At 68.1% G+C, this 25574-nt stretch carries 23 protein-coding genes, 1 tRNA gene and 2 pseudogenes; 20 read left to right on the top strand and 6 right to left on the bottom strand.

All coding sequences use genetic code 11. The features are described from left to right. Window positions 1–10 precede the first annotated feature (10 nt). The 12 genes and pseudogenes from trbE to NBE95_RS22435 form a co-directional block, all read left to right on the top strand. Window positions 11–2503 (top strand): conjugal transfer protein TrbE, encoded by a 2493-nt coding sequence (gene trbE, locus NBE95_RS16700; RefSeq protein WP_289895360.1) that lies wholly within the window; start codon window positions 11–13, stop codon window positions 2501–2503. Further along, a complete protein-coding gene (gene trbJ / locus NBE95_RS16705) occupies window positions 2500–3279 on the top strand; it encodes a P-type conjugative transfer protein TrbJ (protein WP_289895361.1) in 780 nt (259 codons plus the stop codon). The genes trbE and trbJ overlap by 4 nt, the downstream gene beginning before the upstream one ends. 14 nt (window positions 3280–3293) lie before the next feature. Beyond that, window positions 3294–3560 (top strand): putative entry exclusion protein TrbK-alt, encoded by a 267-nt coding sequence (gene trbK-alt / locus NBE95_RS16710; RefSeq protein WP_289895362.1) that lies wholly within the window; start codon window positions 3294–3296, stop codon window positions 3558–3560. A 2-nt stretch (window positions 3561–3562) separates the two neighbouring features. Then, a pseudogene (trbL, locus tag NBE95_RS16715) lies at window positions 3563–4938 on the top strand (P-type conjugative transfer protein TrbL). Next, window positions 4935–5624 carry a conjugal transfer protein TrbF gene (gene trbF / locus NBE95_RS16720; RefSeq protein WP_289895363.1) on the top strand — a complete coding sequence of 230 codons (690 nt, stop codon included), beginning with the start codon at window positions 4935–4937 and terminating at the stop codon, window positions 5622–5624. The pseudogene trbL and the gene trbF overlap by 4 nt, the downstream one beginning before the upstream one ends. After that, a complete protein-coding gene (gene trbG, locus NBE95_RS16725) occupies window positions 5621–6619 on the top strand; it encodes a P-type conjugative transfer protein TrbG (protein ID WP_289895364.1) in 999 nt (332 codons plus the stop codon). The genes trbF and trbG overlap by 4 nt, the downstream gene beginning before the upstream one ends. Further along, window positions 6616–7752: a TrbI/VirB10 family protein gene (locus NBE95_RS16730; protein WP_289895365.1), complete on the top strand. Its 1137-nt coding sequence runs from the start codon at window positions 6616–6618 to the stop codon at window positions 7750–7752. The genes trbG and NBE95_RS16730 overlap by 4 nt, the downstream gene beginning before the upstream one ends. A 2-nt stretch (window positions 7753–7754) precedes the next feature. Beyond that, on the top strand, window positions 7755–7976 hold the full coding sequence (locus NBE95_RS16735; RefSeq protein ID WP_289895366.1) for a DUF2274 domain-containing protein: 222 nt from the start codon (window positions 7755–7757) through the stop codon (window positions 7974–7976). A 136-nt stretch (window positions 7977–8112) separates the two neighbouring features. Continuing rightward, window positions 8113–8433 carry a hypothetical protein gene (locus tag NBE95_RS16740; protein WP_289895367.1) on the top strand — a complete coding sequence of 107 codons (321 nt, stop codon included), beginning with the start codon at window positions 8113–8115 and terminating at the stop codon, window positions 8431–8433. Next, a complete protein-coding gene (locus NBE95_RS16745; RefSeq protein WP_289895368.1) occupies window positions 8430–8783 on the top strand; it encodes a DUF6516 family protein in 354 nt (117 codons plus the stop codon). Before NBE95_RS16740 ends, NBE95_RS16745 begins: the two co-directional genes overlap by 4 nt. Next, window positions 8780–9169 (top strand): helix-turn-helix domain-containing protein, encoded by a 390-nt coding sequence (locus NBE95_RS16750; protein WP_289895369.1) that lies wholly within the window; start codon window positions 8780–8782, stop codon window positions 9167–9169. The genes NBE95_RS16745 and NBE95_RS16750 overlap by 4 nt, the downstream gene beginning before the upstream one ends. A 2-nt stretch (window positions 9170–9171) precedes the next feature. After that, window positions 9172–10206 (top strand): annotated as a pseudogene (locus NBE95_RS22435) (recombinase family protein); the annotation flags it as partial. A gap of 228 nt (window positions 10207–10434) precedes the next feature. On the opposite strand, the gene NBE95_RS16760 reads toward NBE95_RS22435, so the two are convergent. The 5 genes from NBE95_RS16760 to NBE95_RS16780 form a co-directional block, all read right to left on the bottom strand. Beyond that, window positions 10435–10641 carry a hypothetical protein gene (locus NBE95_RS16760; protein WP_289895371.1) on the bottom strand — a complete coding sequence of 69 codons (207 nt, stop codon included), beginning with the start codon at window positions 10639–10641 and terminating at the stop codon, window positions 10435–10437. A gap of 141 nt (window positions 10642–10782) precedes the next feature. Further along, window positions 10783–10872, bottom strand: a tRNA-Ser gene (locus NBE95_RS16765). A gap of 199 nt (window positions 10873–11071) precedes the next feature. Next, a complete protein-coding gene (locus NBE95_RS16770; RefSeq protein WP_289895372.1) occupies window positions 11072–12394 on the bottom strand; it encodes an ATP-binding protein in 1323 nt (440 codons plus the stop codon). After that, a complete protein-coding gene (locus tag NBE95_RS16775; protein WP_289895373.1) occupies window positions 12391–13053 on the bottom strand; it encodes a response regulator transcription factor in 663 nt (220 codons plus the stop codon). The genes NBE95_RS16770 and NBE95_RS16775 overlap by 4 nt, the downstream gene beginning before the upstream one ends. Then, window positions 13050–13448: a hypothetical protein gene (locus tag NBE95_RS16780; RefSeq protein WP_289895374.1), complete on the bottom strand. Its 399-nt coding sequence runs from the start codon at window positions 13446–13448 to the stop codon at window positions 13050–13052. Before NBE95_RS16780 ends, NBE95_RS16775 begins: the two co-directional genes overlap by 4 nt. Window positions 13449–13574: 126 nt before the next feature. On the opposite strand from NBE95_RS16780, the gene NBE95_RS16785 reads away from it, so the two are divergent. The 7 genes from NBE95_RS16785 to NBE95_RS16815 all read left to right on the top strand — a co-directional run bounded on the left by NBE95_RS16785 (window position 13575) and on the right by NBE95_RS16815 (window position 23351). After that, window positions 13575–14483 (top strand): hypothetical protein, encoded by a 909-nt coding sequence (locus NBE95_RS16785; protein WP_289895375.1) that lies wholly within the window; start codon window positions 13575–13577, stop codon window positions 14481–14483. Window positions 14484–14671: 188 nt separating this feature from the next. Beyond that, window positions 14672–16255: a glucan biosynthesis protein G gene (locus tag NBE95_RS16790; protein WP_289895376.1), complete on the top strand. Its 1584-nt coding sequence runs from the start codon at window positions 14672–14674 to the stop codon at window positions 16253–16255. Then, a complete protein-coding gene (gene mdoH / locus NBE95_RS16795; protein WP_289895377.1) occupies window positions 16252–18426 on the top strand; it encodes a glucans biosynthesis glucosyltransferase MdoH in 2175 nt (724 codons plus the stop codon). The genes NBE95_RS16790 and mdoH overlap by 4 nt, the downstream gene beginning before the upstream one ends. Next, on the top strand, window positions 18423–19559 hold the full coding sequence (locus NBE95_RS16800) for an OpgC domain-containing protein (RefSeq protein WP_289895378.1): 1137 nt from the start codon (window positions 18423–18425) through the stop codon (window positions 19557–19559). Before mdoH ends, NBE95_RS16800 begins: the two co-directional genes overlap by 4 nt. 49 nt (window positions 19560–19608) lie before the next feature. Continuing rightward, a complete protein-coding gene (locus tag NBE95_RS16805; RefSeq protein WP_289895379.1) occupies window positions 19609–21276 on the top strand; it encodes a formate--tetrahydrofolate ligase in 1668 nt (555 codons plus the stop codon). Window positions 21277–21279: 3 nt separating this feature from the next. Further along, complete coding sequence (locus NBE95_RS16810) at window positions 21280–21885, top strand: nicotinate-nucleotide adenylyltransferase (RefSeq protein ID WP_289895380.1); 606 nt, start codon at window positions 21280–21282, stop codon at window positions 21883–21885. Beyond that, a complete protein-coding gene (locus NBE95_RS16815) occupies window positions 21882–23351 on the top strand; it encodes a D-alanyl-D-alanine carboxypeptidase (protein ID WP_289895381.1) in 1470 nt (489 codons plus the stop codon). Before NBE95_RS16810 ends, NBE95_RS16815 begins: the two co-directional genes overlap by 4 nt. On the opposite strand, the gene NBE95_RS16820 is transcribed toward NBE95_RS16815, so the two are convergent. Next, window positions 23348–23770, bottom strand: a complete 423-nt coding sequence (locus NBE95_RS16820; RefSeq protein WP_289895382.1) for a tellurite resistance TerB family protein — start codon at window positions 23768–23770, stop codon at window positions 23348–23350. The two genes, NBE95_RS16815 and NBE95_RS16820, sit on opposite strands and share 4 nt — an antisense overlap. 88 nt (window positions 23771–23858) lie before the next feature. Between NBE95_RS16820 and NBE95_RS16825 the strand changes: the two genes are divergently transcribed. Further along, window positions 23859–25451 carry a lysine--tRNA ligase gene (locus NBE95_RS16825; RefSeq protein WP_289895383.1) on the top strand — a complete coding sequence of 531 codons (1593 nt, stop codon included), beginning with the start codon at window positions 23859–23861 and terminating at the stop codon, window positions 25449–25451. Window positions 25452–25574 lie beyond the last annotated feature (123 nt).

Below are 25574 nucleotides of genomic sequence, written 5' to 3' on the forward strand. Positions count from 1 at the left end.
GGGCGCGGCCATGATGAACCTTGCCGAATACCGCCGCACCGCCACCCGGCTCGCCGATTATCTGCCATGGGCCGCATTGGTCGGCTCCGGCGTCGTCTTGAACAAGGACGGGAGTTTTCAGAGGACGGCGAAGTTTCGCGGTCCCGATCTGGATTCCGCCGTCGCCGCCGAGCTGGTCGCCGTCGCCGGCCGCATCAACAACGCCGTGCGCCGCCTCGGATCGGGCTGGAGCATCTTCGTCGAGGAGCAGCGCAGCGAAGCCGCGACCTATCCCGACAGCATCTTTCCCGATCCCGCGTCGGCGCTGGTCGATGCAGAGCGCAAAGCCGGTTTCGAGGAAGCGGGCGCGCATTTCGTGTCCGGCTATTTCCTCACCTTCCTTTGGCTGCCCCCCGCCGAGGAAGCCGCACGGGCGGAAAGCTGGCTCTATGAGGGCCGCGAGCAATCCGGGGTAAACCCGCACGAATTGCTGCGCAGCTTCGTGGACCGCACCGACCGCGTTCTGGCGCTGCTCGACGGCTTCATGCCCGAGTGCCGTTGGATGGATGACGGCGCGACGCTGACCTATCTCCATTCGACGGTTTCCACGAACCGGCATCGCGTCCGCGTTCCCGAAGTGCCGATGTATCTGGACGCGTTGCTGGCCGACCAGCCGTTGACCGGCGGGCTGGAGCCTCGGCTTGGCACCGCGCATCTGCGCGTCCTGACCATCGTGGGATTCCCCACCGCGACGACGCCGGGCCTCCTGGACGAGATGAACCGGCTGGCCTTCCCCTACAGGTGGAACACCCGCGCGATCCTGCTCGACAAGACCAACGCCACGCGGCTGCTGACCCGTATCCGCCGCCAGTGGTTTGCCAAGCGGAAGTCCGTCGCCGCGATTCTAAAAGAGGTGATGACCAACGAGGCGTCCGCCCTGGTGGACACCGACGCGGCCAACAAGGCGCTCGACGCCGACATGGCCTTGCAGGAACTCGGCGCGGATGTGGCGGGCATGGCCTATGTCACCGCCACGGTGACGGTATGGGACGACGATCCCCGCTTGGCCGATGAGAAGCTGCGGCTGGTCGAGAAGATCGTTCAGGGCCGCGACTTCACCGCCATGCCCGAGACGGTCAACACGGTTGACGCATGGCTCGGCAGCCTGCCGGGACACGCCTACGCCAACGTGCGGCAGCCGCCCATCAGCACATTGAATCTCGCCCATATGGTGCCGTTGAGCGCCGTTTGGGCGGGGCCGGAACGGGACGAGCATGTCGGCGACGCTCCATTGCTATACGCCAGGACCGAAGGCTCCACCCCGTTCCGGCTAAGTCTCCATGTCGGCGACGTAGGCCACACCCTTGTCGTCGGCCCCACAGGGGCAGGCAAGAGCGTGTTGCTCGCCCTCATGGCGCTCCAGTTCCGCCGCTACGCCAGAAGCCAGGTGTTCGCGTTCGACTTCGGCGGCAGCATCCGCGCCGCCGCGCTCGCCATGGGCGGCGACTGGCACGACCTCGGCGGCGGGCTGACCGAAGGTTCGGACACTTCCGTATCGCTCCAGCCGCTCGCCCGCATCCACGACACCTATGAACGCGCCTGGGCCGCCGACTGGATTGCCGCCATTCTTGGCCGTGAAGGCATCACGATCACGCCGGAGGTGAAGGAACACATCTGGACGGCGTTGACTTCGCTTGCCTCGGCGCCGGCCGGAGAACGCACGATCACCGGCCTCGCGGTCCTGCTGCAAAGCAACGACCTCAAACAGGCCCTTCGGCCTTATTGCGTCGGCGGCGCCTATGGCCGGTTGCTCGACGCGGAGACGGAACATCTTGGCGCGGCGGACGTGCAAGCCTTCGAGATCGAGGGGCTTGTCGGGACCGGCGCAGCCCCGGCGGTGCTGGCCTATCTCTTTCATCGCATCGGCGACCGGCTCGACGGGCGGCCGACGCTGCTCATCATCGACGAGGGTTGGCTTGCACTGGACGATGAGGGGTTCGCCGGCCAGCTCCGCGAATGGCTGAAAACGCTGCGCAAGAAGAACGCCAGCGTCATATTCGCCACGCAAAGCCTGTCCGACATTGACGGCAGCAACATCGCGCCCGCCATCATCGAGAGCTGCCCGACGCGGCTCCTGCTGCCGAACGAGCGCGCCATCGAGCCGCAGATCACGGCCATCTATCGCCGCTTCGGCCTCAATGACAGGCAGATCGAAATCCTCGCAAGGGCCACGCCCAAGCGGGATTATTACTGCCAGTCACGGCGCGGCAACCGGCTGTTCGAGCTTGGCCTGTCCGAAGTCGGCCTCGCGCTCTGCGCCGCATCTTCCAAATCCGACCAGACGGAAATTGCGCGCATCCATGCCGAGCACGGCCGCGCCGGTTTCCTCGCCGCATGGCTGCGCGAGCGCGGCGTCGAGTGGGCGGCCGACCTGATCCCGAACCTCACCAATCTTGCCGACCGGCCGGAATCCGCCGCGCCGGCCCGGCTCGATACCCACCCCACACAGGAGATTCTTCCATGACCTATCCCAAGATCGTCGGAGCATCGGCCTTCGCGCTGGCGCTCGCCGTGCCCGTCGCGCTTTCGCCCATGCTGGCAAGCCCGGCCCATGCCCAGCTCTTTGGCTTCGGCCGCATCGTCTATGACCCGTCCAACTACGCGCAGAACGTGCTCACGGCAGCGCGCACCCTTGAGCAGATCAATAACCAGATCACCAGCCTCCAGAACGAGGCGCAGATGCTCATCAATCAGGCCCGTAATCTGGCGAGCCTGCCGTATTCGTCGCTCCAGCAGCTCCAGCAGAACGTCCAGCGCACGCAGCAGCTTTTGGGGCAGGCGCAGAACATCGCCTTCGAGGTCGGACAGATCGACCAAGCGTTCCAGAGCCAATACGGCAATGTCTCGCTTTCGGCGACCGACGCCCAACTGGTCGCCGACGCGCGCAGCCGCTGGGAAAATACGGTTGGCGGTTTGCAGGACGCCATGCGCGTGCAGGCTGGCGTCGTCGGCAACATCGACAGCAACCGCGCCGAGATGGCCGCGCTGGTCGGCCAGAGTCAGGGCGCGACCGGGGCACTGCAAGCCACGCAGGCGGGCAACCAGCTCCTTGCCCTCCAGTCGCAGCAGCTTTCCGACCTGATCGCGCTCATCTCGGCGAACGGGCGGGCCGACGCGCTGACCGAGGCCGAGCGCGCCACCGCCGCCGAACAGGGCCGCGAGCAGCGCCGCCGCTTCCTCACGCCCGGTAGCGGATACCAGCCCGGCAACGCGCAAATGTTCAACAACGGCAACAACTGACCGGGAGGCTCGCCATGGACGGCAAGATGCTGGCCCGGCTCGGGGCCGTCGTGTTCGTTGCGATTGCCTTGACAGTGACCGCAATCGACATGGCGCGGAAGGATGAACCTTCCGCGCCACCCCCTGCGCCGGCCTTCCAGCCCCCGGCCGACCCGTTGCGCGAAACCCTGCGCCGTTGCCAGCAGCTCGGCGAGGCGGCGGCGAGTGACACCGACTGCCTCGATGCATGGGCAGAATCCCGTGACCGTTTCCTCGGCCGTGACCGCAGCGAGGCGCGCTGACCATGGGCAATACGGGCGTTATCGACAATTTCCTCGGGGTTTTCACCTCCTACATCGACAGCGGGTTCGGCCTGCTCGGCGGCGAGGTGGCCTTCATCGCCACCACCCTGATTGTTATCGACGTGACGCTCGCCGCGCTGTTTTGGGCGTGGGGCGCGGATGACGACATCATCGCCCGGCTGGTGAAGAAGACCCTGTTCGTTGGGGTGTTCGCCTACATCATCTCCAACTGGAACAACCTCGCCCGCCTCGTCTTCGAGAGTTTCGCCGGTCTCGGCCTGATGGCGTCGGGCACCGGCTTTTCTGCCGAAGACCTGATGCGGCCCGGCCGCGTGGCACAGACCGGCCTCGACGCCGGCCGTCCGCTGCTCGATTCCATTTCCGACCTGATGGGCTGGATCGCCTTCTTCGAGAACTTCATTCAGATCGCGTGCCTGCTGTTCGCATGGGCGCTGGTGGTGCTGGCCTTCTTCATACTCGCCATCCAGCTTTTCGTGACCCTGATCGAGTTCAAGCTGACCACGCTTGCCGGCTTCGTGCTGATCCCCTTCGGCCTGTTCGGCAAGACCGCGTTCATGGCCGAGAAGGTCTTGGGCAACGTGGTGTCCTCCGGCATCAAGGTCTTGGTGCTCGCCGTCATCATCGGCATCGGCAGCACCTTGTTTGCGCAATTCACGGCCGGTTTCGGCGGGGCGCGACCCCGACCATCGACGACGCCATGGCGATTGTGCTCGCCGCGCTGTCGCTGCTCGGCCTCGGCATCTTCGGCCCCGGCATCGCTAACGGCATCGTCTCTGGCGGCCCGCAGCTTGGCGCAGGCGCAGCCGTGGGAACCGGCCTCGCTGCCGGCGGCATGGTGCTTGCGGGCGGCGCGGCGGCCGGTGGCGGGGCCATGCTTGCCGCGAAGGGCGGCGCTGCTGCCCTGTCCGGTGGAGCCGCGGCCGTTCGCGGCGGCGCGACGGCCGCGGGAGCGGCGGCCGCTGCCTATAGCGTCGGTGCGCTCGGCCAGTCCGGCGCGGCGGGCGTCGCTTCCGGCCTTGGCAGCGTGGCGCGAGCCGCAGGATCGGCAGCTATCTCGCCCCTCAAACGCGCCGTAGCGCGCGCTTCCGAATCCGTCAAATCCAGCTTCTCCGAAGGCGCGAAGGCCGGATTCGGCGTGACGGGCGGCGGCTCCACCATGGGGACGGTTGGCGGCGCGAGCGCCGATGCAGCCGCCGCAGCATCCGGCCCGGCCGGCAGCCCCCCGGCCTGGGCGCAGCGGATGCGGCGTTCGCAGGCCGTGAACCACGGCACGACCATGGCCGCACATGCTGTCCGCTCCGGCGACGGCCACGGCGGCGGTTCCTCCATCAACCTTTCCGAAAGCGACCGCACATGAGCATCTTCAAACGACCATCGACCCACTACGGCAAGACGCCGGAACCCGAGACGCCCTATCAGAAGGCCGCGCAAGTGTGGGACGAGCGTATCGGCTCGGCCCGCGTTCAGGCGAAGAACTGGCGCTATATGGCCTTCGGCTCGCTGATCCTGTCGGCCGGATTCGCATCCGCGCTCGTGTGGCAATCGGCGCGCGGGAACGTGGTGCCGTGGGTGGTGCAGGTCGATAATCTCGGCCAGGCGCAGACCGTCGCGCCTGCGAGTGCCGATTATCGCCCGACCGATCCGCAGATCGCGTTCCACCTTGGCCGCTTCATCGAGCAGGTCCGCGCGATCCCGGCCGACGCCATTATTGTCCGGCAGAACTGGCTTCGCGCCTATGAGTGGACGACCGACCGGGGGGCGGCGGCGTTGAATGACTACGCAAGGACGAATGATCCCTTTGCCAAGGTCGGCCGGCAACAGATCGCCGTCGAGGTGTCGAGCGTCATCCGGGCGTCCCCCAACTCGTTCCGCGTGGCCTGGACGGAGAGGCACTTCGAGAACGGCCAGCTTTCCACGACCGAGCGATGGACTGCCATCCTGACCATCGCCATCCAGCCGCCGCGCGACGCCGAACGGCTGCGCGCGAACCCGCTCGGCATCTACGTCAATGCAATCAACTGGTCGCGGGAGATGGGCCAATGAGGACGATCATCCTTCGCCCCGCAGTCGCCGCCGCCCTGCTTTCGGCTACCATGCTGGCAGGCTGCACCACCAACCGGACGCCGCAATTCAGCTACGACACCAGCGTTCCGCCGCTGCCCACCGTGCAGGCCGCCGCGACCGACAACGCGCCCCGGCCGCTCCATACGCCCCCGGCCTGGACCGTGGCGCATGGCGGGCAAGCCGCCGCCACGCCGGCAGGCCGTGTCGAGAACGCCAATGCCGCCGCCCGCGTCGAGCCGCGCCGGGAAGGCTACTACAACGCCATACAGGTTTTCCCATGGAGCGAAGGCGCGCTCTATCAGGTCTATGCCGCAGTCGGGCAGATCACGACGATCGCGCTGGAGCCGGGCGAGAGCCTGACAGGCGCGGGGCCGATTGCGGCCGGCGATACCGCCCGCTGGATCATCGGCGACACCGAGAGCGGCAGCGGTGCAAATCGCCGTGTCCATATCCTCGTGAAGCCGACGCGGCCGGACATTTCCACCAACCTTGTCGTCACCACCGACCGGCGCACCTACATGCTCGAGCTGCGCGCGCGGGAATCGCTCTACATGCCGGCCGTGGCATGGGCCTATCCAGCAACGCCGGGCCAGCGCCAGACCGTTCCGGCCGCGCCGATCATCCCGGCCGAGGCGGCGCGGAACTATCGCTATGGCTTGCAGGTGCAGGGCGACAGCCCGCCATGGCGGCCGGTTTCCGTGTTCGACGATGGACGGCGCGTCTATGTCGTCTTCCCGGCCGGGATCGTGCAGGGCGAGATGCCGCCGATCTTCGTGCTTGGCACGAACGGCGAGCCACAGATCGTCAATTCCCGCATCCACCAGAACGTCCTGATCGTGGACAGGTTGTTCGGCGCGGCCGAGCTGCGCCTTGGCAGCGGCAACCGCCAGCAGGTCGTCAGGATCGTCCGCACCAACCCAACGCAGGCCGCTGACGCGCAGCCCGCCAGCGCGACCGGAGGCTCCCCGTCATGACCGACAACACCATCACCGAAACCGCCGCGCCCATGCGCCTGCGCGCCGAGCCGCCCCGCGTCACCCGCCTGTCCCGCAAGATGCTGGCGGGCGTCGGCGCGGTTGCGTTGCTCGGCATCGGCGGCGCACTCATCTATGCGCTCCAGACCCGCGACGGAGGGCCGGACGGCAGCGAACTCTACTCGACCAACAACCGGCAAACCGCCGATGGGCTGGCGGGCCTGCCGAGTGACTATAGCGGCCCGGTCCTGGGACCGGCCTTGCCGGGTGACCTCGGCCGTCCGATCCTCGATGCGCAGAATAGAGGGCAGCCGGTCGCGCCACCCGTCATGACGACACCCGCCGTCGATCCCGACGAACAGCGCCGTCTCGGTGAGGAAGAAGCCGCGCGCTTGAGCAATGTGTTTTTCCAGTCCGGCCCGCGCACGGGAGCGCAAGCAGGGACGGCCATGCCCGGCCTTGCCGGTCTTGGCCTCGGCGGTCAGCCCGCGACGCAGGACCGGCACGCGGCGTTCCTCAACGGGCCGGTGGACCGGCAGACCGTCGCGCCGGATCGTGTCGCGCCGCCGGCATCGCCCTACATCCTTCAGACCGGGGCCGTGATCCCGGCCGCTTTGATAACGGGCATCCGTTCAGACCTTCCCGGCCAGATCACCGCGCAGGTTACGGAGAACGTATATGACAGCCCGACCGGCTCGCTGCTTCTGATCCCGCAGGGAACGCGCATCATCGGCCAGTATGATGACGGCGTGACCTTCGGCCAGCGCCGCGTGTTGCTGGTGTGGAATCGCCTGATCCTGCCCGGCGGCCGTTCCATCGTTCTGGAGCGCCTGCCGGGCGCGGATGCCAGCGGCTATGCGGGCCTTGAGGATGGTGTCGATTACCATTGGTGGGATCTGATGAAAGCGGCTGGCCTCTCCACGCTGCTCGCGGTCGGCACGGAGCTGGCGACCAGCGACGAGGACCGGCTGATCCGGGCCATCCGCGACGGGGCGCAGGATACCGTCAACCAGGCGGGCCAGCAGATCGTCCAGCGCCAGTTGCAGGTCGCGCCGACGCTGACCATCCGGCCGGGCTTCCCGGTCAGGATCATCGTCACCCGCGACCTTGTATTCGAGCAGGCAGGAGGCTGACCATGACTAAGCTGAAACTCGGCCCGCTGCCCGACGACAAGCCCGTGAAGATCACCGTAGAGCTACCCGCGCCGCTCCACCGCGATCTGGCCGCCTACGCCGAGGTGCTGGCTCGCGAGACGGGCCAGCCCGCCGCTGATCCCGTCAGGCTCATTGTGCCGATGCTGGAGCGGTTCATCGCCACGGATCGCGGCTTCACCAAAGCACGGCGAACCGCAAGCTAGGACTGCCCGGCGGCAGGGGTGCCGCCAGCGCATCAACACAAATGCGGCACGCTACAGGCCGCCGACTGCCCTCCATGGTTCGACTAATTCCGGGGCCTTCATCGCCCCGGAATCCACCAGAACCAAGGAGGATTCCATGTGCGCAGAGCTCCGCCGCGCCCGCAAAGGGCGACCACGACAGCCGGTTCCCGAGACACTTCCCGACGATCTTTTCGACTATACCGACGAACCCACGCCGGACGGCCGGGAGCGCCGAAGGTCGCCGCTTCGCATCGTCGATGTGGAATCGCTGCCCGTCTTCGACGACTGGCCGGAGAAGGTTCCGATCACCGAGGCCGAACTTGAAATCTTCGAGCGGTATTTCGGCGATGTTCTCGATCGGCTGTTCGGCCCGATCGACGATCCCGGCGATCAGGGCTTGCCGTTGTTATCAACAGATGGTAACAATAAGCCATGAGCGAGGATCGTGATCCGAGCCTCGACACGCTTCTGGACCTCGACGGACAGGTGCTTGTTGTCGATCCCGAGGGCGGCCATTGGGTGAAGTTCGTCGTCACCCGCGTTCCGGCATCGCCGGAGAAGCCGCACGGCCTCGATTATTCGCTCACGCTTCACGGGCCTTCGGGCGAACGGCTGGTCGGCTTCGACAACGCCCACCCGGTCGGCCGAGGCAGGAGGGGCGAGCCGATGGACCATCGGCACCGCCTCCAGACCGTGAAGCCCTACGCCTGGGAGGATGCGGCCACGCTGCTGGCCGACTTCTGGCAGGCGGTTGACGCGGTGTTGAAAGAGCGAGGCGTGATATGACCACATTGAAAGTCGGGATTGCCGACTACGACGAAATGAAGGCCCGCACGATGCGGGTTGCCAGGGGCGAGGAAAAGCCCGCACCCGACGATCCGAAGGTGTGGTTCACGTCCACGGAATCCTTCGCGCAAATCCTCTCCAGCGGGAACCGCGAGCTGCTGCGTGTCATCCATGAGCAGTCGCCCGGCTCGCTGGAGGAACTATCGCGGATCACGGGCCGGACCAAGCCGAGCCTGTCCCGGACCCTCAAGACGATGGCGGGTTACGGCCTTGTCCGCATGGAACCCGGCGAGGGCCGGAAGCTCATGCCGAAGGTCTTGCACGACCGCGTGGCGCTGGAGCTGCCGCTGATCGAGCGTCAGGCCGCGAAGGGAGGTGCGCTATGAATATGCAAAGTCCTCATGTCGCGCTGCGCGCCGCGCTCTATCTGCGCGTCTCGACGGCCCGGCAGGCCGAGCATGACGTGTCGATCCCCGACCAGAAGCGCCAGGGCGAAGCCTATTGCGAGACGCGCGGCTACCAGCTTGTCGAAACCTTCGTGGAGCCGGGCAACAGCGCCACGAACGACCGCCGCCCCGAGTTCCAGCGGATGATAGAGGCTGCGACCGCCAAGCCGGCATCGTTCGATGTCGTCGTGGTTCACAGCTTTTCGCGCTTCTTCCGCGACGAATTTGAAATGGAGTTCTATTACCGCAAGCTGGCGAAGAACGGCGTGAAGCTGGTTTCGATCACGCAGGAGCTTGGCGACGATCCGATCCACGACATGATGAGGCGGATCATGTCGCTGTTCGACGAATACCAGTCGAAGGAGAACGCCAAGCACGTCCTGCGCGCCTTGAAGGAAAACGCCCGGCAAGGCTTCTGGAACGGCTCGCTGCCGCCCATCGGCTACCGCGTCGTCGATGCCGAGCAGCGCGGCGCGAAGATGAAGAAGAAGCTGGAGATTGACCCGCTCCATGCCGACACCGTGCGGCTGATCTTCCGCCTCGCATCGGAAGGCGATGGCACGTCCGGCCCCATGGGCGTCAAGAACATCGTCAACCACCTGAACAAGCACCGCATGTTCACACGCAACGGCGGGCGTTGGGGCATCGGCCAGCTTCACTGTGTCCTGACCCGGCGCACCTATATCGGTGAGCATCGCTTCAATCGCCGTTCCAAGAAGGGCGAGGTGAAGCCCGAGGAAGAAGTCGTCACCGTCGCGGTGCCGCCGCTGATCGACCTTGAGATATTCGAGGCCGTTCAGCACCGCTTGCAGGTCAACAATCCCAAGGTGACGCCGCCCCGCGTCGTCAGCGGCCCGAACCTGCTGACCGGCATTTGCCATTGCGGCAATTGCGGCGGGGCCATGACGCTGCGCACCGGCAAGAACGGCCGCTATCGCTATTATGCCTGCTCGATCCGGGCGCGGCAGGGCGAAACCGGCTGCAAGGGCCGGGCGATCCCCATGGACAAGCTCGACCGCATCGTGGTCAGCCATATCGAGGAAAGGCTACTCGACCCCGAGCGGATCGAAGACATTCTCGCCTCGCTTCTGGATCGCCGTCAGGAGGGCGTCGAGCGGCGCAGCCAGCACATCGCCGAGTTGAACCAGCGCGCGGCCGAAGCCGACAACCGCCTCAAGCGCCTCTACGACGCCATAGAAGCCGGTTCACTCGACCCGGCCGAGTCCTCGCTTGGCGAGCGCATCGCGGGCCTCACGGCGCTTCGGGATCAGGCACGGGCCGACGCCGCGCGGATCGAAGCCATGCTCGCCAGCTCCACCCACCAGCGCCTCACAGGGGCAGCCGTGCGGGAACTGGCGAGCGAAGCGCGCACCCGGCTCCGGCTCGATAAGGGCGGCTATCGGCGGGATCACGTCCGGGCCTTCGCCCAGCGTGTCGAGGTCGCGGACGATGCGATCTATCTCAAAGGGAACAAAAACGTCCTGTTGCGGACGCTGGTAGCCACCAAGGGAGGGAAAACGGCGGGAATCGGCGTTCCCGGTTTTATACCGAAGTGGCGGAAGCGGTGGGATTCGAACCCACGGTGCGGTTCCCCGCACGCTAGTTTTCAAGACTAGAGCCTTAAACCACTCGGCCACGCTTCCGTTCCACCGCAAGGCTCACCGCACCGGACAGACATTCCGGCTCGGCCAGCTTACGACGGCTTTCCCGAAACGAAACGACCTGCCCGTCTGTCCCGGTGAAAAGCTTGATCGAGATAAGCGCATGGCCCAGCCAGAGCAAGGCGGAATTCCGCGGCATTCGACATGCCCTGCCACCGGCGCACTCGCCAAAAGCCGTCGCTTACACCGGAATCCCCGGCAAGCGCAGCACCGCCCGCAACCCGCCCAGATCGGAGCGCTCCAGTGCCAGCCCGCCGCCATGCAGCGCCGCCAAGTCGGCGACGATGGCAAGGCCGAGGCCGGCGCCGGGCGGGCCGGCCTCGTCCAGGCGGGCGCCGCGGGTCAGAGCAAGCGCATGATCCTCGGCCGACATCCCGGGGCCGTCATCCTCGATCAGCAGGCGCAGACTTTCGCCCTCGGCCCGTGCGGACAGGCGAATGCGACTGCCGGCCCATTTCACGGCGTTCTCGACCAGGTTGCCCAGCATCTCCTCGAGATCCTGTCGCTCGCCGGCGAAGGCGGCCGCGGGGGGGATGGCCAGATCGACCGCCAGCCCCGCGTCCAGGATCGGGCCGCGCAGCACCAGCAGGATGTCGTCGACCACCGGGGCAAGCGGGGTGCGCTGGCCCAGCAGCCGCGGTGCGGCCGAACTGCGGGCGCGGCGCAGATGCCAGCCGATCTGGCGGTCCATGCGGGCGATCAGCGCATGGCCGGGATGTTCGGCGGGCAGGGCATTGTCCAGCGCCGCCAGCGGCGTCTTCAGCGAATGCGCCAGGTTTCCGACATGCTCGCGCGAGCGGGCCAGCACGGCGCGGTTCTGTTCCAGCAGCGCGTTGATCTCGGCCGCGACGGGGCGCAGCTCGGCCACGGCGGGCAGGGGCAGCGTCTCGGTCCGGCCTGCGCGGATCGCCCGGATGTCCCGGCCCAGCCGGTCCAGGCTGCGCAGCCCGGCCGCGACCTGCAGCACGCTGGCCAGCGCCAGCGCCAGCCCCAGCACCGCAAGCGAGACGGCCAGCGGCCGGCGCAGGCGGGACAGGCTCGCCTCGATCTCGGCCCGCGGCGCGGTCACCGTCACCGCCAGCGCCGAGCCGTTGTCGGGCAGGGTGAAGCGATGATGGGTCACGCGCAGCGCCTCGCCCTCGGGTCCGATGCCGCGACCGCCCTGCACCTCCGCATCGGGCGGCTTCAGCACATTGTCGAACAGCGAGGGCGATTTTTCCATCGCCGTGCCGTCCTGGCTCAGCTGCCAGAACCAGCCCGAAAGCGGCCGGTCGAAGCGCGGATCGGCGGGAACAGGACCGGCGATCAACCGCCCGCCGGCGTCGATCGAGGCGCCGGCGATCAGGGCCTCGGCCACGGCCTCGGTCTCGGCATCGAAGCGGCCGGTGACGAAATCCTCGAGGATGGCGGCGAGCGCCAGGTAGCCGGCCAGCAGCGCCACCCCGGTCAGCGCCGCCCCGAGCCCGATCAGCCGTGCGCGGATGGAATCGCGGGGCAGGATCAAGCGGCGGTCCTCAACACATAGCCCTCGCCGCGCCGGGTTTCGATCAGGCCCTCGCCGATCTTCCTGCGCAGGCGGCCGATCACCACCTCGATGGACTTGAAGTCGCGGTCGGCGGCGGAATCATAAAGATGGTCGGACAGTTCGCTGCGGCTGACCACGCGGTTCTGGTGGTGGATCAGATAGGACAGGATGCGCGTCTCGAACCCCGTCAGCTTCAGCGCCATGCCGTTGCGGGTGATGACGCCAAGCTGGGTGTCGAGCCGCAGCGGCCCGGCCTTGATCACCGCCTGGGCATGGCCGGCGGCGCGGCGCACCAGGGTCTGGGCGCGGATCACCACCTCCTCCAGCCGGAAGGGCTTTACCGCGTAATCGTCGGCGCCGGCGCGGAAGCCCGCCACCTTGTCGGTCCAGTCGCCGCGCGCGGTCAGGATCAGCACCGGCATGGTCACGCCGCCCTCGCGCCAGCGGGTCAGCACCTCGAGCCCCGGAATGCCCGGCAGGCCCAGGTCAAGCACGGCAAGGTCATAGGTCTCGGTCGCACCGAGGAACTCGCCCTGCGTGCCGTCCACGGCCAGGTCGCAGGCAAAGCCGCCGTCGCGCATGGCCTGGGCGAGTTGGGCGGACAGCGTGGGATCGTCCTCGACGATCAGGCATTTCATGGCTCGGGCCCTTTCCGGCGGGCTTCGGTCAGCCCGGCACCCGCCACCTCCAGGAAATCGCCGCTATGCGCGTCCAGCCGGACCACCAGCACGTCGCGCGCCGGCGTCAGCAGCCGCAGCTGATGCACCAGCACCACGCCGCGGTCGCGTTCCTGCGGCGTGGGCGGGACCAGGCGGGCGGCGATCAGCCGGCCCCGGAACCGCTCCTGCACGATCTGGGCGGCGCGTTTCAGCGGCAGGATGCGGTCGTCCTGCCGGCCGAGCGCCTCGAATTCCGGCTCCCATTCCTCGGCCCGGGGACCGTCGCGGTCGTGGCCGCGATCCTCGGCCCGGGCGGGCGAGGTCAGGGCCAGGACAGCCAGCAGAAGCAGGGCGGGGATGCGCGGGCGGATCATGGTCCCTATGTAATCGCGCAATTCCAAACGAAAGCCAAACGGGCCGTTGATCTTTGGTTGGTCGGCCGGAGGCTATTGATCGATTCGCATTGGGGGCCCTGTGGCCCCGATAGGAAGGAACCAGAAATGAGCAGAACATTCCCGACCTCGATCGCGCTTTCGGCCCTGCTGGCGGTGCTGGCCGCACCGGCCATGGCGCAGGACACCGCGCCCGCCCCGCAACCCCCGGCCGCCGCCGAAACGCAGGCCGGAACGCAGGCCGAGGCGCCGTTGCCCAAGGCGCTGCAGGATGCCGGCCTGACCGATGTCACCCGCAAGCGCGGCCCGCATGGCGGCACCCGGATCGAAGCCAAGCTGCCCGACGGCAGCCGGATCGGCGTCATGCTGGACGACAAGGGCCAGTTGCGCGGCCTGCGGGCCAAGGGCGAGGCGGCGCTGCCGCGGGCGCTGGTCGAGCAACTGGTGCCGCAGGCGGTGCGCGACAGCGCCGTCTATGCCGAGCTGGGCACGCTGAAGGCGGTGTTCTCGGGCCAGCGCGGCGTGATGCTGGCCGGGCAGGACGGCGATAGGAACAAGGTACGCGCCGCCTTCGCCGAGGACGGGACGTTGCTGCGCTTCGGCCGCGGCGATGACGACCGGCCGGGTTTCCGCGACCGGGATGCGCGCCACGACCGGAAGGGCGACCACCACCGCCGCCATCACCGCGACGACGACCGCGGCTGGCATCGCGAAGGCCGGGGCGAAGGCCGGGGCGAGGACCGCGGACCGGGCCGCGACCTGCCGCCACCGCCCCGCGTGGCGCCCGAGGGGCAGGCGCCCGCCGACGCGCCGCAGCGCCAGGGCGCCGTGGCCCCCGCGCAGCCGCTCGACCGCGGCGCGGTGCGCGCGGCGCTGACCGCAGCCGGCTATAGCGGGCTGGGCGAGATCACGCAGGACGGTCGGCGCATTCTCGCCCAGGCCGTCAATCCGGAAGGCGAGCCGGTTTCGCTGGAAATGAACGCCCAGGGCCGGGTGATGCGGGAAATCAACCGCTAGCGCTCGCATCGCGTGCATCGGGGCTGCCCGGCGCTTCGGCGCGGGCAGCCCTTGTCTTGTCGGCAAATCCGATCAACTCTTGGCAAGAGCCCGCCATTCGCAGCGAAAAGGCTTGCCTGATCCGCGCGGCAATGCGAAATCCGCTCGGAATTTCTGGGCGTTCGCGCCCAAAGAACAGGGGTCGGTCGATGCGTCGTCGCGAATTTGTCATCTCTGCCGGTGCCGCCATGACGGCGGTCGGCGCCCTGTCATCCTCGCTGGGGGCGGCGCTCGCGCAGGAGAGCCCGGAAACCGCGGCCCCCGAAGCCGAGGCCGAGCCGGTCGAGGTCGCGCCGCCCAAGCCCTTCGGCTTCGAGGACGTGGCGGCCATGGCCAAGGACCTGGCCTCCAAAGCCTATGAATATCGCGATGCCGAACTGGTCGGCAGCTTCGCCAACCTGACCTATGACCAGTATCGCGGCATCCGCTTCCGCCGCGACCGTGACCCCTGGGTCGGCAGCCGCGATTTCGCGCTGGACCTGCTGCCGCCGGGGGCGATCTTCCACGAGCCGGTGGATATCAGCCTGGTGGACGAGGGCGTGGTGATCCCGGTCCGGTTCGATCCGCACATGTTCGACTTCGATCCGGCGCAATTCCCCGACGGCGTCGATTACGAGACGCTGGGCAGCATGGGCTGGTCGGGCTTCCGCCTGCGCGCGCCGCTGAACCGCCCCGACGTGATGGACGAGATCGCGGTCTTCCAGGGCGCCAGCTATTTCCGCGCCGTGGCCCGGGGTACGCTTTACGGCCTGTCGGCGCGCGGTCTGGCCATCGGCACCGGCAGCGCCGAGGGCGAGGAATTCCCGCTGTTCCGCGGTTTTTGGATCCACAAGCCGGGGGAGCAGGACCGCTCGGTGCTGATCCATGCGCTGCTGGACAGCGAATCCGTCTCGGGCGCCTTCGAGTTCCGCATCACCCCCGGCGCCGAAACCGTGTTCGACACCCGTGTGGCGCTGTTCCCGCGCACCGACATGGGCAATGCCGGCATCGCGCCGCTGACCTCGATGTACTGGTTCGGGCCCACCGACCGCTCGCGCGTGGACGATTACCGGCCGGCCGTGCATGACAGCGACGGGCTACAGATGCTGACCGGCGACGAACAGCGGCTGTGGCGGGTGTTGTCGGGGCATAGCGCCTTGCAGATCTCGGCCTTCATGGACAACAATCCGCTGGGCTTCGGCCTGGCGCAGCGGGCGCGGGACTTCGAATCCTACAAGGATGCCGAGGCGCGCTATGAAAAGCGGCCCTCGGCCTGGATCGCGCCGCAGGGCGAATGGGGCAAGGGTACCGTCACCCTGGTCGAGATCCCGGTCGAGAACGAGTTCAACGACAATATCGTTTCGTACTGGCAACCGGGCGACCGGTTGGTGGCGGGCAATCGCTACGATTACAGCTACATTCTGACCTTTGCCGCCGAAGTGCCCGACAGCGCGCCGATTTCCCGCGTGGTCGAGACCATGTCCGGCAAGGCGGTCAACAATGCCACCGGCCGCACCTATGTGGTCGATTTCGACCTTGGCCTGTTCGGGGCCGAGAATCCGGTGCCGCAGATCCGCGCCTCGGCCGGGCGGATCGGGCACAGCTACCTGCTGCGCCTGCCCGAGCAGCGGCGGATGCGGCTGGCTTTCGAATACCTGCCCGAGGGCGCCAAGCTCGCCGATCTCTCGGCGGTGCTGAACGGGCCGGAGGGTCCGCTGAGCGAGACCTGGATCGCCCGTTGGACGCGCGAGTGAGTGACGTGACCGACATCCGCAGCCAGCCGGGCGCGCGCCCGGCGAGCCGGGCCGAGTCCCTGCCGCTTTCCGCCGACGAGGAATGGGAGGCGTTGGACCTGCCCCGGGCCGAGGCGCCGGCGACGCCGCCCGAGGCGCCGCTGGACATGCCCGAGCAGGATTTTCGCGCCCGGCCGCCGATGGGGCCGGACAGCGGCTGGCCCTCGATCGGCACCATCGCCGCGCGGCTGGTGGCCTTCGGCGGCGCGGCGGCGATCGGCTGGTTCGGCTGGAAGCAGATGGTGCTGGCTTTCGGCACCAGCATGACCTTCCTGCAATCGGTGCTGCTGGTGCTGTTCGCGCTGACCTTTAGCTGGGTCGGCTTTTCCTTCGCCTCGATGGTCTCGGGGCTGTTCGCGCGGCGGCTGCGCACCCCGACCGGGCCGAACGCCGCCCGCATCGCGGTGATCATGCCGGTCTACAACGAGGATGCCGCCACGACCACCGGCCTGCTGGCGGCGCTGGCGCGCGACCTCTATCGCGTCGGCCTGGGCGACCGGGCCGAGATCTTCGTGCTGTCCGACAGCCGCGAGCCGGGTGCCGTGCTTGAGGAAATGGCGGCGATCAGCCGGTTGCGCGACATTTCCCCGGTGCCGGTCTGGTATCGGCGCCGCCGCAGCAACAAGGGCCGCAAGGCCGGAAACGTCGCGGATTTCGTCACCCGCTGGGGCGGCCGCTACGAGCAGATGGTGGTGCTGGATGCCGACAGCGTGGTCGGCGCCGCGACCATCAAGGCGCTGTCGGCGCGGATGAATGCCGACCCGGCCATCGGGTTGATCCAGACCATGCCGATGCTGGTCGGCGGCCAGACCATCTTCGCCCGGCTGACGCAATTCGCCGGCCGCATCTACGGCCCCGCCATCGCCCGCGGCGTCGCCGCCTGGTCGGGCAACAGCGGCAATTTCTGGGGCCATAACGCGATGATCCGCGTCAGCGCCTTCGCGCAATGCTGCGGCCTGCCGGAGCTGTCGGGCAAGCCGCCCTTCGGCGGCACCGTCCTGAGCCACGACTTCGTCGAGGCCGCGCTGTTGCGCCGGGCCGGCTGGAAGGTGCGGCTGGACCACGATCTGCGCCAGAGCTTCGAGGGCTGCCCGCCGACGCTGCTGGACATGGCCGTGCGCGAGCGCCGCTGGGCGCAGGGCAACCTGCAGCACGCGCGGTTGATCTTCTCGCGCGGCTTCGCCTGGATCAGCCGGGTGCATTTCGTCATCGGCATCCTGGGCTTCCTGATGTCGCCGATCTGGCTGGCGATGATCCTGGTCGGGCTGGCGCTGTCGGCCAATGTGCTGCTGTCGCGGCCGGATTATTTCCCGCAGACCTACCAGCTGTTCCCGACCTGGCCGACCTTCGACCCGGTGCGGATGCTGTGGCTGTTCGTCGCAGCGATGTCCTTCCTGCTGGTGCCGAAATTCATCGCCATCTTCCGCGCCTGGCTGCGGCCGCTGGCGCGCAATTCCGGCGGCAACGTGCGGCTTCTGGCCTCGGCCATGTTCGAGATCGTGCTTTCGGCCCTGATCGCGCCGGTGCAGATGCTGATCCAGACCCGGCAGATCTTCGAGATCCTGCGCGGCCGCGATTCCGGCTGGGAGGCCCAGGTCCGCGCCGGCCAGATGCCGCCCTGGGGCGTGGTGCTGCGCCGCCATGCCATCCATGTCGTCACCGGCACGGCGACGCTTTTGGTGCTGGCCTTCCTGGCGCCCTGGCAGCTGGTCTGGCTGTCGCCGATCCTGGCCGGGCTGATCCTGTCGCCGCTGACCTCGCGCTGGTCGGCAAGCCCGGTCTTCGGCCGCTGGGCCCGCCGCCAGGGCCTGCTGGTCACCCCCGAGGAGCGCGACCCGCCCGAGGTGCTGACCGCCGCCAATGCGCTGGACTTCCGCGTCGCCGGCACCTTGCCGCGCGAAGGGCTGGCGCTGCTGGGCCGCGACCCGGCGCTGCGCGCCCGCGTCGCGGCGTTGCTGCCCGCAACCTCGCAGGCCCCGGCTTCCGAGCGGCTGGATGCCATCTCGGCCGAGGCCAAGATCGGCCACGCCGCCTCGCGCCAGCAGGCGCTGAGCTTCCTGAACCCGGCCGAGAAGCTGGCGCTGATCGAGAACCGGGCCCTGATCGAAGCCTTCGCGAAGCTGCCGCAATGAAACGGATCGTCGCTCTGGACATGCTGCGCGGCTATGCGCTGGTCTGCATCATGCTGGACCACATGCCGATCGGCCTGTTGCGCAACCTGACGCTGACCAATTTCGCCGTCTTCGACGCGGCCGAGCTGTTCGTGCTGCTGTCGGGCTTCCTGGTCGGCATGGTCTGGGTCAAGGTCGAGGCGCGCCAGGGCCGCCGCACCGCGCAGTTGCGCTTCCTGCGCCGCGCGGCGCAGGTCTGGCTGGCGCTGATCGCGGGGGCGATCCTGCTGGCGCTGTTCTCGGCGCTGCTGTTCAAGCTGCACATGAATCACACCGCGGTCTGGTTCCAATATGCGCGCTGGATCCTCGAACATCCCATCGGCTATGTCGCCACCGTGGCGCTGATGTGGATGCAGCCGAACCTGCTGGACGTGCTGGCGCTTTACGTGCTGCTGATCGCCACCGTGCCGCTGACCGTGCCCTTCCTGCTGCGCATGCCCTGGATCGCCCTGGCGGTGTCGGTGGCGATCTGGTGGTTCGCCGCCCCGCTGAACGCAATGATCCCGAACCAGCGGCCCGGGCCGGGCCTGCTGTTCAACCCCTTCGGCTGGCAACTGCTGTTCTTCTCGGGCGTGGCGATGGGGGCGTTCCGCGACCGCCTGATGCCGGTCCTGCAGCGCCATGGCCGGCTGCTGACCGCGGTCTCGGCGGCGGTGCTGCTGTTCAGCCTGACCGTCGTGCTGAGCTGGAAGATCGGCGCGCCGGCCAAGCCCTTGACCGATGCCCTGCGCCAGATCACCGGCGGCATCGACAAGTGGTCGCTGGATTTCGTCCGCTTCGCCGCCATCCTGGCCGCCAGCTGGATCGTGGCGGTGCCGCTGGCCCGGCCCTTTGCCTGGATGGCGGGAACCCGGCCGGGCGAGGCGCTGGCCGAGATCGGCCGCGGCGGGCTTTTCTCGTTCATCGTCTGCGTGATGCTGTCGATCTGGGGCGATGCGCTGGACATGACGGTGGCCAAGGGCGGCGCGGCCTGGTTCTGGCTGCGGCTGGCCATCGACCTGTGGCTGATCGTGGCTTTCTGGGCGATTGCCGCGCTGTGGATGCGGCGCGAAAGCTGGTTGCCGCAGCTGCGCGCGCGACTTCGGTTGGATTGACGCGTGACCCGTCGCCGCTCAATTTGGCGCGCAGGTCACGGAGGGACAGATGAAATCGGATATCGAGATCGCCCGAGCGGCGCAGAAACAGCCCATCGGCCGGATCGCCGCCCGCCTCGGTCTGACCGAGGGCGACATCCTGCCCTATGGACATGACAAGGCCAAGATCAGCCATGCCTGCATCCGCGGCCTGGCAGAGCGGCCGCAGGGCCGTCTGGTCCTGGTCACCGCCATCAACCCGACCCCGGCCGGCGAGGGCAAGACCACCACCACCGTCGGCCTGGGCGACGCGCTGAACCGCATCGGCAAGCGCGCCACCATCTGCATCCGCGAGGCCAGCCTGGGGCCGAATTTCGGCATGAAGGGCGGCGCTGCCGGCGGCGGCTATGCGCAGATCGTGCCGATGGAGGAGATGAACCTGCACTTCACCGGCGATTTCCACGCCATCACCAGCGCCCACAACCTGCTGTCGGCGATGATCGACAACCACATCTATTGGGGGAACCCGCTGCGCATCGACCCGCGCCGGATCACCTGGCGCCGGGTCATGGACATGAACGACCGGGTGCTGCGGCAGATGGTGATCGCGCTTGGCGGTCCGGCGAACGGCTATCCGCGCGAGACCGGCTTCGACATCACCGTCGCCTCCGAGGTGATGGCGATCCTGTGCCTGGCCTCGGACCTGGCCGATCTGCAGGAGCGTCTGGGCCGGATCGTCGTCGGCCACACCATCGACCGCCAGCCGATCACGGCGCGCGACCTGGGCGCGGACGGGGCGATGACGGTCCTGCTGCGCGATGCGCTGCAGCCCAATCTGGTGCAGACGCTGGAGAACAACCCGGCTTTCGTGCATGGCGGACCCTTCGCCAATATCGCCCATGGCTGCAATTCGGTCATGGCGACGCGCACGGCGCTGGCGCTGTCGGATTACGTCGTGACCGAGGCCGGTTTCGGCGCCGACCTGGGGGCCGAGAAATTCCTGGACATCAAGTGCCGCCTGGCCGGGCTGCAGCCCGACGCGACGGTGCTGGTCGCCACGGTCCGGGCGCTGAAGATGAATGGTGGCGTGGCGCGGACCGATTTGGGGACCGAGAATGTCGCGGCGCTGCGGGCCGGCTGCGCCAATCTGGGCCGCCATATCGAAAATCTGCGCCGCTACGGCCTGCCGGTGGTGGTGGCGATCAACCATTTCTCCAGCGATACCGAGGCCGAGGTGGCCGCGTTGACCGAATATTGCCGCGCGCACGGGGTTCAGGCGGTGCTGTGCCGGCACTGGGCCGAGGGCGGCGCCGGCGCCGAGGATCTGGCCCGCGCCGTGGTGGCGCTGGTCGAGCAGGGCGGGAATTTCACGCCGCTCTATCCCGACGACATGCCGCTGCGGCAGAAAATCGAGACGGTCTGCAAGCGCATCTACCGCGCCGAGGAGGTCGAATTCCTGCCGCATATCATCGAGCGGCTGGACGAATGGCAGGCCGCCGGCCACGGCCATCTGCCGGTCTGCATGGCCAAGACGCAATATTCCTTTTCCGCCGATCCGACGGCGCTTGGCGCACCCGAAGGCTTCACCATCCCGGTGCGCGAGGTGCGGCTTTCGGCCGGGGCCGGCTTCGTGGTGGCGATCTGCGGCGACATCATGACCATGCCGGGCCTGCCGCGCAACCCGGCGGCGCTGCGCATCGGGCTGGACGGCCAGGGCGACGTGCAGGGCCTGTTCTGACGCATGCGGGCGGGGTTTCCCATTGCGCTGCCGGGCATGACGGTCGGGCTTCTGGGCGGCTCCTTCGATCCCGCGCATGACGGCCATGTCCAGATTACCGAAGAGGCGCTGCGCCGCTTCGGCCTGGACCGGGTCTGGTGGCTGGTCAGCCCCGGAAACCCGCTGAAGGCGCATGGCCCGGCGCCGCTGGACCAGCGCATCGCCCGGGCCGGGCGGATCATGCGCCACCCGCGGGTCGCGATCACCGGCATCGAGGCGCGTCTGGGCACGCGCATGACCCGCGACACCATCGCGACGCTGCAGCGGCTTTATCCCGGCGTGCGCTTCGTCTGGCTGATGGGGGCGGACAATCTGGTGCAATTCGATCGCTGGGACCGCTGGCGCGACATCGCGGCGCGGGTGCCGATCGGGGTGATCGCGCGGCCGGGCTGGCGGATGCCGGCCCGCTTCTCGCGCGCGGCGCGGATGCTTTGGGCATCGCGCCTGCCCGAGTCGCGAGCCCGTGAACTCGCCTGCGCTAGGCCCCCGGCCTGGGCGATGATAAACCTGCCGCTGAACAAGCTGAGTTCGACCGCGATCCGGGCGCGGCGGCGGAAAGGAACGACATGAATGCAGTCTCGCGGCGCGGTTTCATCGCAGGGTTCGGGGCCGGGCTGGGTTTGCTGGCGCTGGCGCCCCGCCTGGCATCCGCGCAGGCCGTGCGGGCGCCGGTGGCAGCCTTCGACGCCGAGACCCGCATCGCCGAGGCCGGGCTTGGCGGCGCGGTGGCCTATGCGCTGATCGACCCTGCGACCGGCACCGTCCTGGCCGAACGCCAGGCCGACCTGCCCCTGGCCCCGGCCAGCACGCTGAAATCGGTGACGGCGCTTTACGCGCTTGACCGGCTGGGCGCCGGGCATCGCTTCGCCACGCGGGTCTTCCGCGCCGGCAACATGCTGATCCTGGCCGGGGGCGGCGATCCGGTTCTGGACACCGACGCGCTGGACGCGCTTGCCGCCGCCACCGTCGCGGCCGAGAAGGGTTCGGGCCGCGGCGCGCCGGTCAGCTTCGCCGTCTGGGGCGGCGCCTTGCCGCGCATCGGCCGGCTGGATCCGGCGCAGGACGAGCATCTGCCCTACAACCCCTCGATCTCGGGCATGGTGCTGAACTTCAACCGCGTGCATCTGAACTGGCGGCGCGGCGAGCAGGGCTATCGGCTGTCCCTGCAGGCGCGGGGGCGCAAGCTGTCGCCGCGGGCCTATACCGCCTCGATCGCGCCGGTGGACCGGGCGCTGCCGCTGTTCACCTATGAGTCCGGCAAACGGGAGAACTGGACCATCGCCCGGCGCAGCCTCGGCAAGTCGGGCAGCCGCTGGCTGCCGGTGCGCCGCCCCGAGCTTTACGCGGGCGACGTGTTCCAGACGCTGTGCCGGGCGCGCGGGCTGGTTCTGCCCAATCCCGAGGTGATCGAGCTTCTGCCGGACGGGCAGGAGATCGCGCGCCAGGACAGCCCGCCGCTCGACGAGATCATCCGGGGCATGATGGAATATTCCACCAACCTGACCGCCGAGGTCATCGGCCTGCAGGCCAGCGGCGCCGGCGATATCGGCAGATCGGCGGCTGCCATGGCGGACTGGCTGCGCGGGCAGGGGATCGCCACCGGATTCGCCTTCCACGACCATTCGGGCCTGTCGCCCGAGAACCGGGTCACCGCGCGGATGATGGCGCAGCTGGCTGCCGGGCCGGGGCAGGCGCGGGACCTGCGCGGGCTGATGAAGACGATCCCGCTGCGGGACGCGCAGGGCAAGCGCAAGCCAAGCGACATCGCCGTCGAGGCCAAGACCGGCACGCTGAACTTCGTCTCGAACCTGGCCGGCTATGCGCAGCGCGAGGGCGGGCGGGAGTTGGCCTTTGCCATCCTGACCGGCGACGAGCCGCGCCGCGCCGCCAGCCAGGGGCAGGAACTGCCCGAAGGCGTCATGGGCTGGACCAAGCGCTCCAAACGCCTGCAGCAGGCGCTGATCGAGGGCTGGGCCGGCGAACACGGCGCGCCGGCGCTGGCCGCCGCCTCGTCCGATATGGCGGGCCAGCCCTAAAGCAGCCGGTGCCGGGCGCGGGCGGCCAGTTCGATGGCCGCGGCGTGCAGGCGCTCGATCTCGAGCTGGTCGCGGATCTCGGCCAGCATCTCGGCCTCGATCTCGCCCAGCCTGCCGTCCGAGGCCGCCACGTCGCAGGCCAGCACATAGGCGGTGTCGTAAAGTTTTTCCGGCAGCGCCTCGCGCACCAGTCCGAAGAGGGCGTCGAGCCCGTCCTCTTCCTCGAACAGGCTCAGCACCGTCTGCGACACGGCGCGGATGCGGTCGATGTCGTAATTGGCGAAGACCGGCGTGTGGTTCACCGCCCGCTCGATCGCCAGCAGTTCCGAGGTGCGTGGATTCTGGTCCGAGGCCGAGACCCCCACCATGACCGCGACCAGCGCGTCGCAGGGCGAAAACGGGGGAACATTGTCGGGCATGGCAAATCTCCGTGGCTCTGGGGCGAAATTATTGACCATTCCGGCCCGTTTCAATACGGGGGAAAGCCTAAGCTATGGAGACCCGACCATGACCGCCCTGCGCGACGCCGCGATGAAATCCAAGGCCTGGCCCTTTGAGGAGGCCCGCCGCGTGCTGAAACGCTATGAGAAGAAGGATCCCGAGAAGGGCTATGTGCTGTTCGAGACCGGCTACGGCCCCTCGGGCCTGCCGCATATCGGCACCTTCGGCGAGGTGGCGCGCACGACGATGATCCGCCGGGCGTTCGAGATGATCTCGGACATCCCGACGCGGCTGTTCTGCTTCTCGGACGACATGGACGGGATGCGCAAGGTTCCCGACAACGTGCCCCAGCAAGAGATGCTGCGCCAGCACCTGCAAGAGCCGCTGACCACGGTGCCGGACCCGTTCGGCGAATATGACAGCTTCGGCGGGCACAACAACGCCATGCTGTGCCGGTTCCTGGACACTTTCGGGTTCGAATACGAGTTCATCAGCGCGACCGAGTTCTACAAATCCGGCCAGTTCGACGCGACGCTGCTGACGGCGGCCGAAAGATATGACGCCATCATGCAGGTCATGCTGGCGTCCTTGCGCGAGGAGCGCCAGCAGACCTATAGCTGCTTCCTGCCGATCAGCCCCAAGACCGGCAAGGTGCTGTACGTGCCGATCAAGCATGTCGATGCCAAGGCCGGCACCGTCACCTTCGACGACGAGGACGGGCAGGAGCTGACCCTGCCGGTCACCGGCGGCCATGTGAAGCTGCAATGGAAACCGGATTTCGGCGCCCGCTGGGCGGCGCTGGACGTCGATTTCGAGATGTATGGCAAGGATCACTCGACCAACACCCCGATCTATGACGGCATCTGCAAGATCCTGGGCGGGCGGCCGCCCGAGCATTTCACCTATGAGCTGTTTCTGGACCAGCACGGGCAGAAGATCAGCAAGTCCAAGGGCAACGGCCTGTCCATCGACGAATGGCTGACCTATGCGGCGACCGAGAGCCTGAGCTATTTCATGTTCCAGAAGCCCAAGACGGCGAAGCGGATGCATTTCGACGTCATTCCCAAGGCGGTGGACGAATACCACCAGCAGCTGCGCGCCTATCCCGACCAGACGGTCGAGCAGCAGCTGGCCAACCCGGTCTGGCACATCCATGGCGGCGCGGTGCCGGCCTCGGACATGGTGGTGCCGTTCCAGATGCTGCTGAACCTCGCCTCGGTGGCGGGGGCCAAGGACAAGACCGGGCTTTGGGGCTTCATCCGCCGCTATGCGCCCGAGGCCAGCCCCGAGACCAATCCGACGCTGGACGCCGCGGCGGAATTCGCGGTGCGCTATTTCAACGATTTCGTGGCGCCGACGCGGGTGTTCCGCCAGCCTTCCGAGATCGAACGCCGGGCGCTGGAGGATCTGGCCGGGCGGCTGGCGGCCTGGGACCAGCCCGCCGATGCCGAGGCCTTGCAGACCATGGTCTTCGCCATCGGCCGCGAGCACGGGTTCGAGCCGATGAAGGATTGGTTCCAGGCGCTTTACCAGGTGCTGCTGGGCGCCGATCAGGGACCGCGCTTCGGCGGCTTCATCGCGCTTTACGGCGTGGCCGAAACCCGGGCGTTGATCGAGCGCGCGCTGGCCGGCGAGCTGGCGGCAGAACCAACCGCCTGATCCGGCGAGTGAATGCGGTGTTGCGCGCGACCGCGTTGCCGCGCGCGCCCGGTTAACGGCCGGTTAACGCCAGATTGCCAGAGTCCTGACAGACCGCGCGGGCATCCGCCTCGCATGATCTGG

This window comes from Paracoccus sp. TOH, from assembly GCF_030388245.1.
GTDB lineage: Bacteria > Pseudomonadota > Alphaproteobacteria > Rhodobacterales > Rhodobacteraceae > Paracoccus > Paracoccus simplex.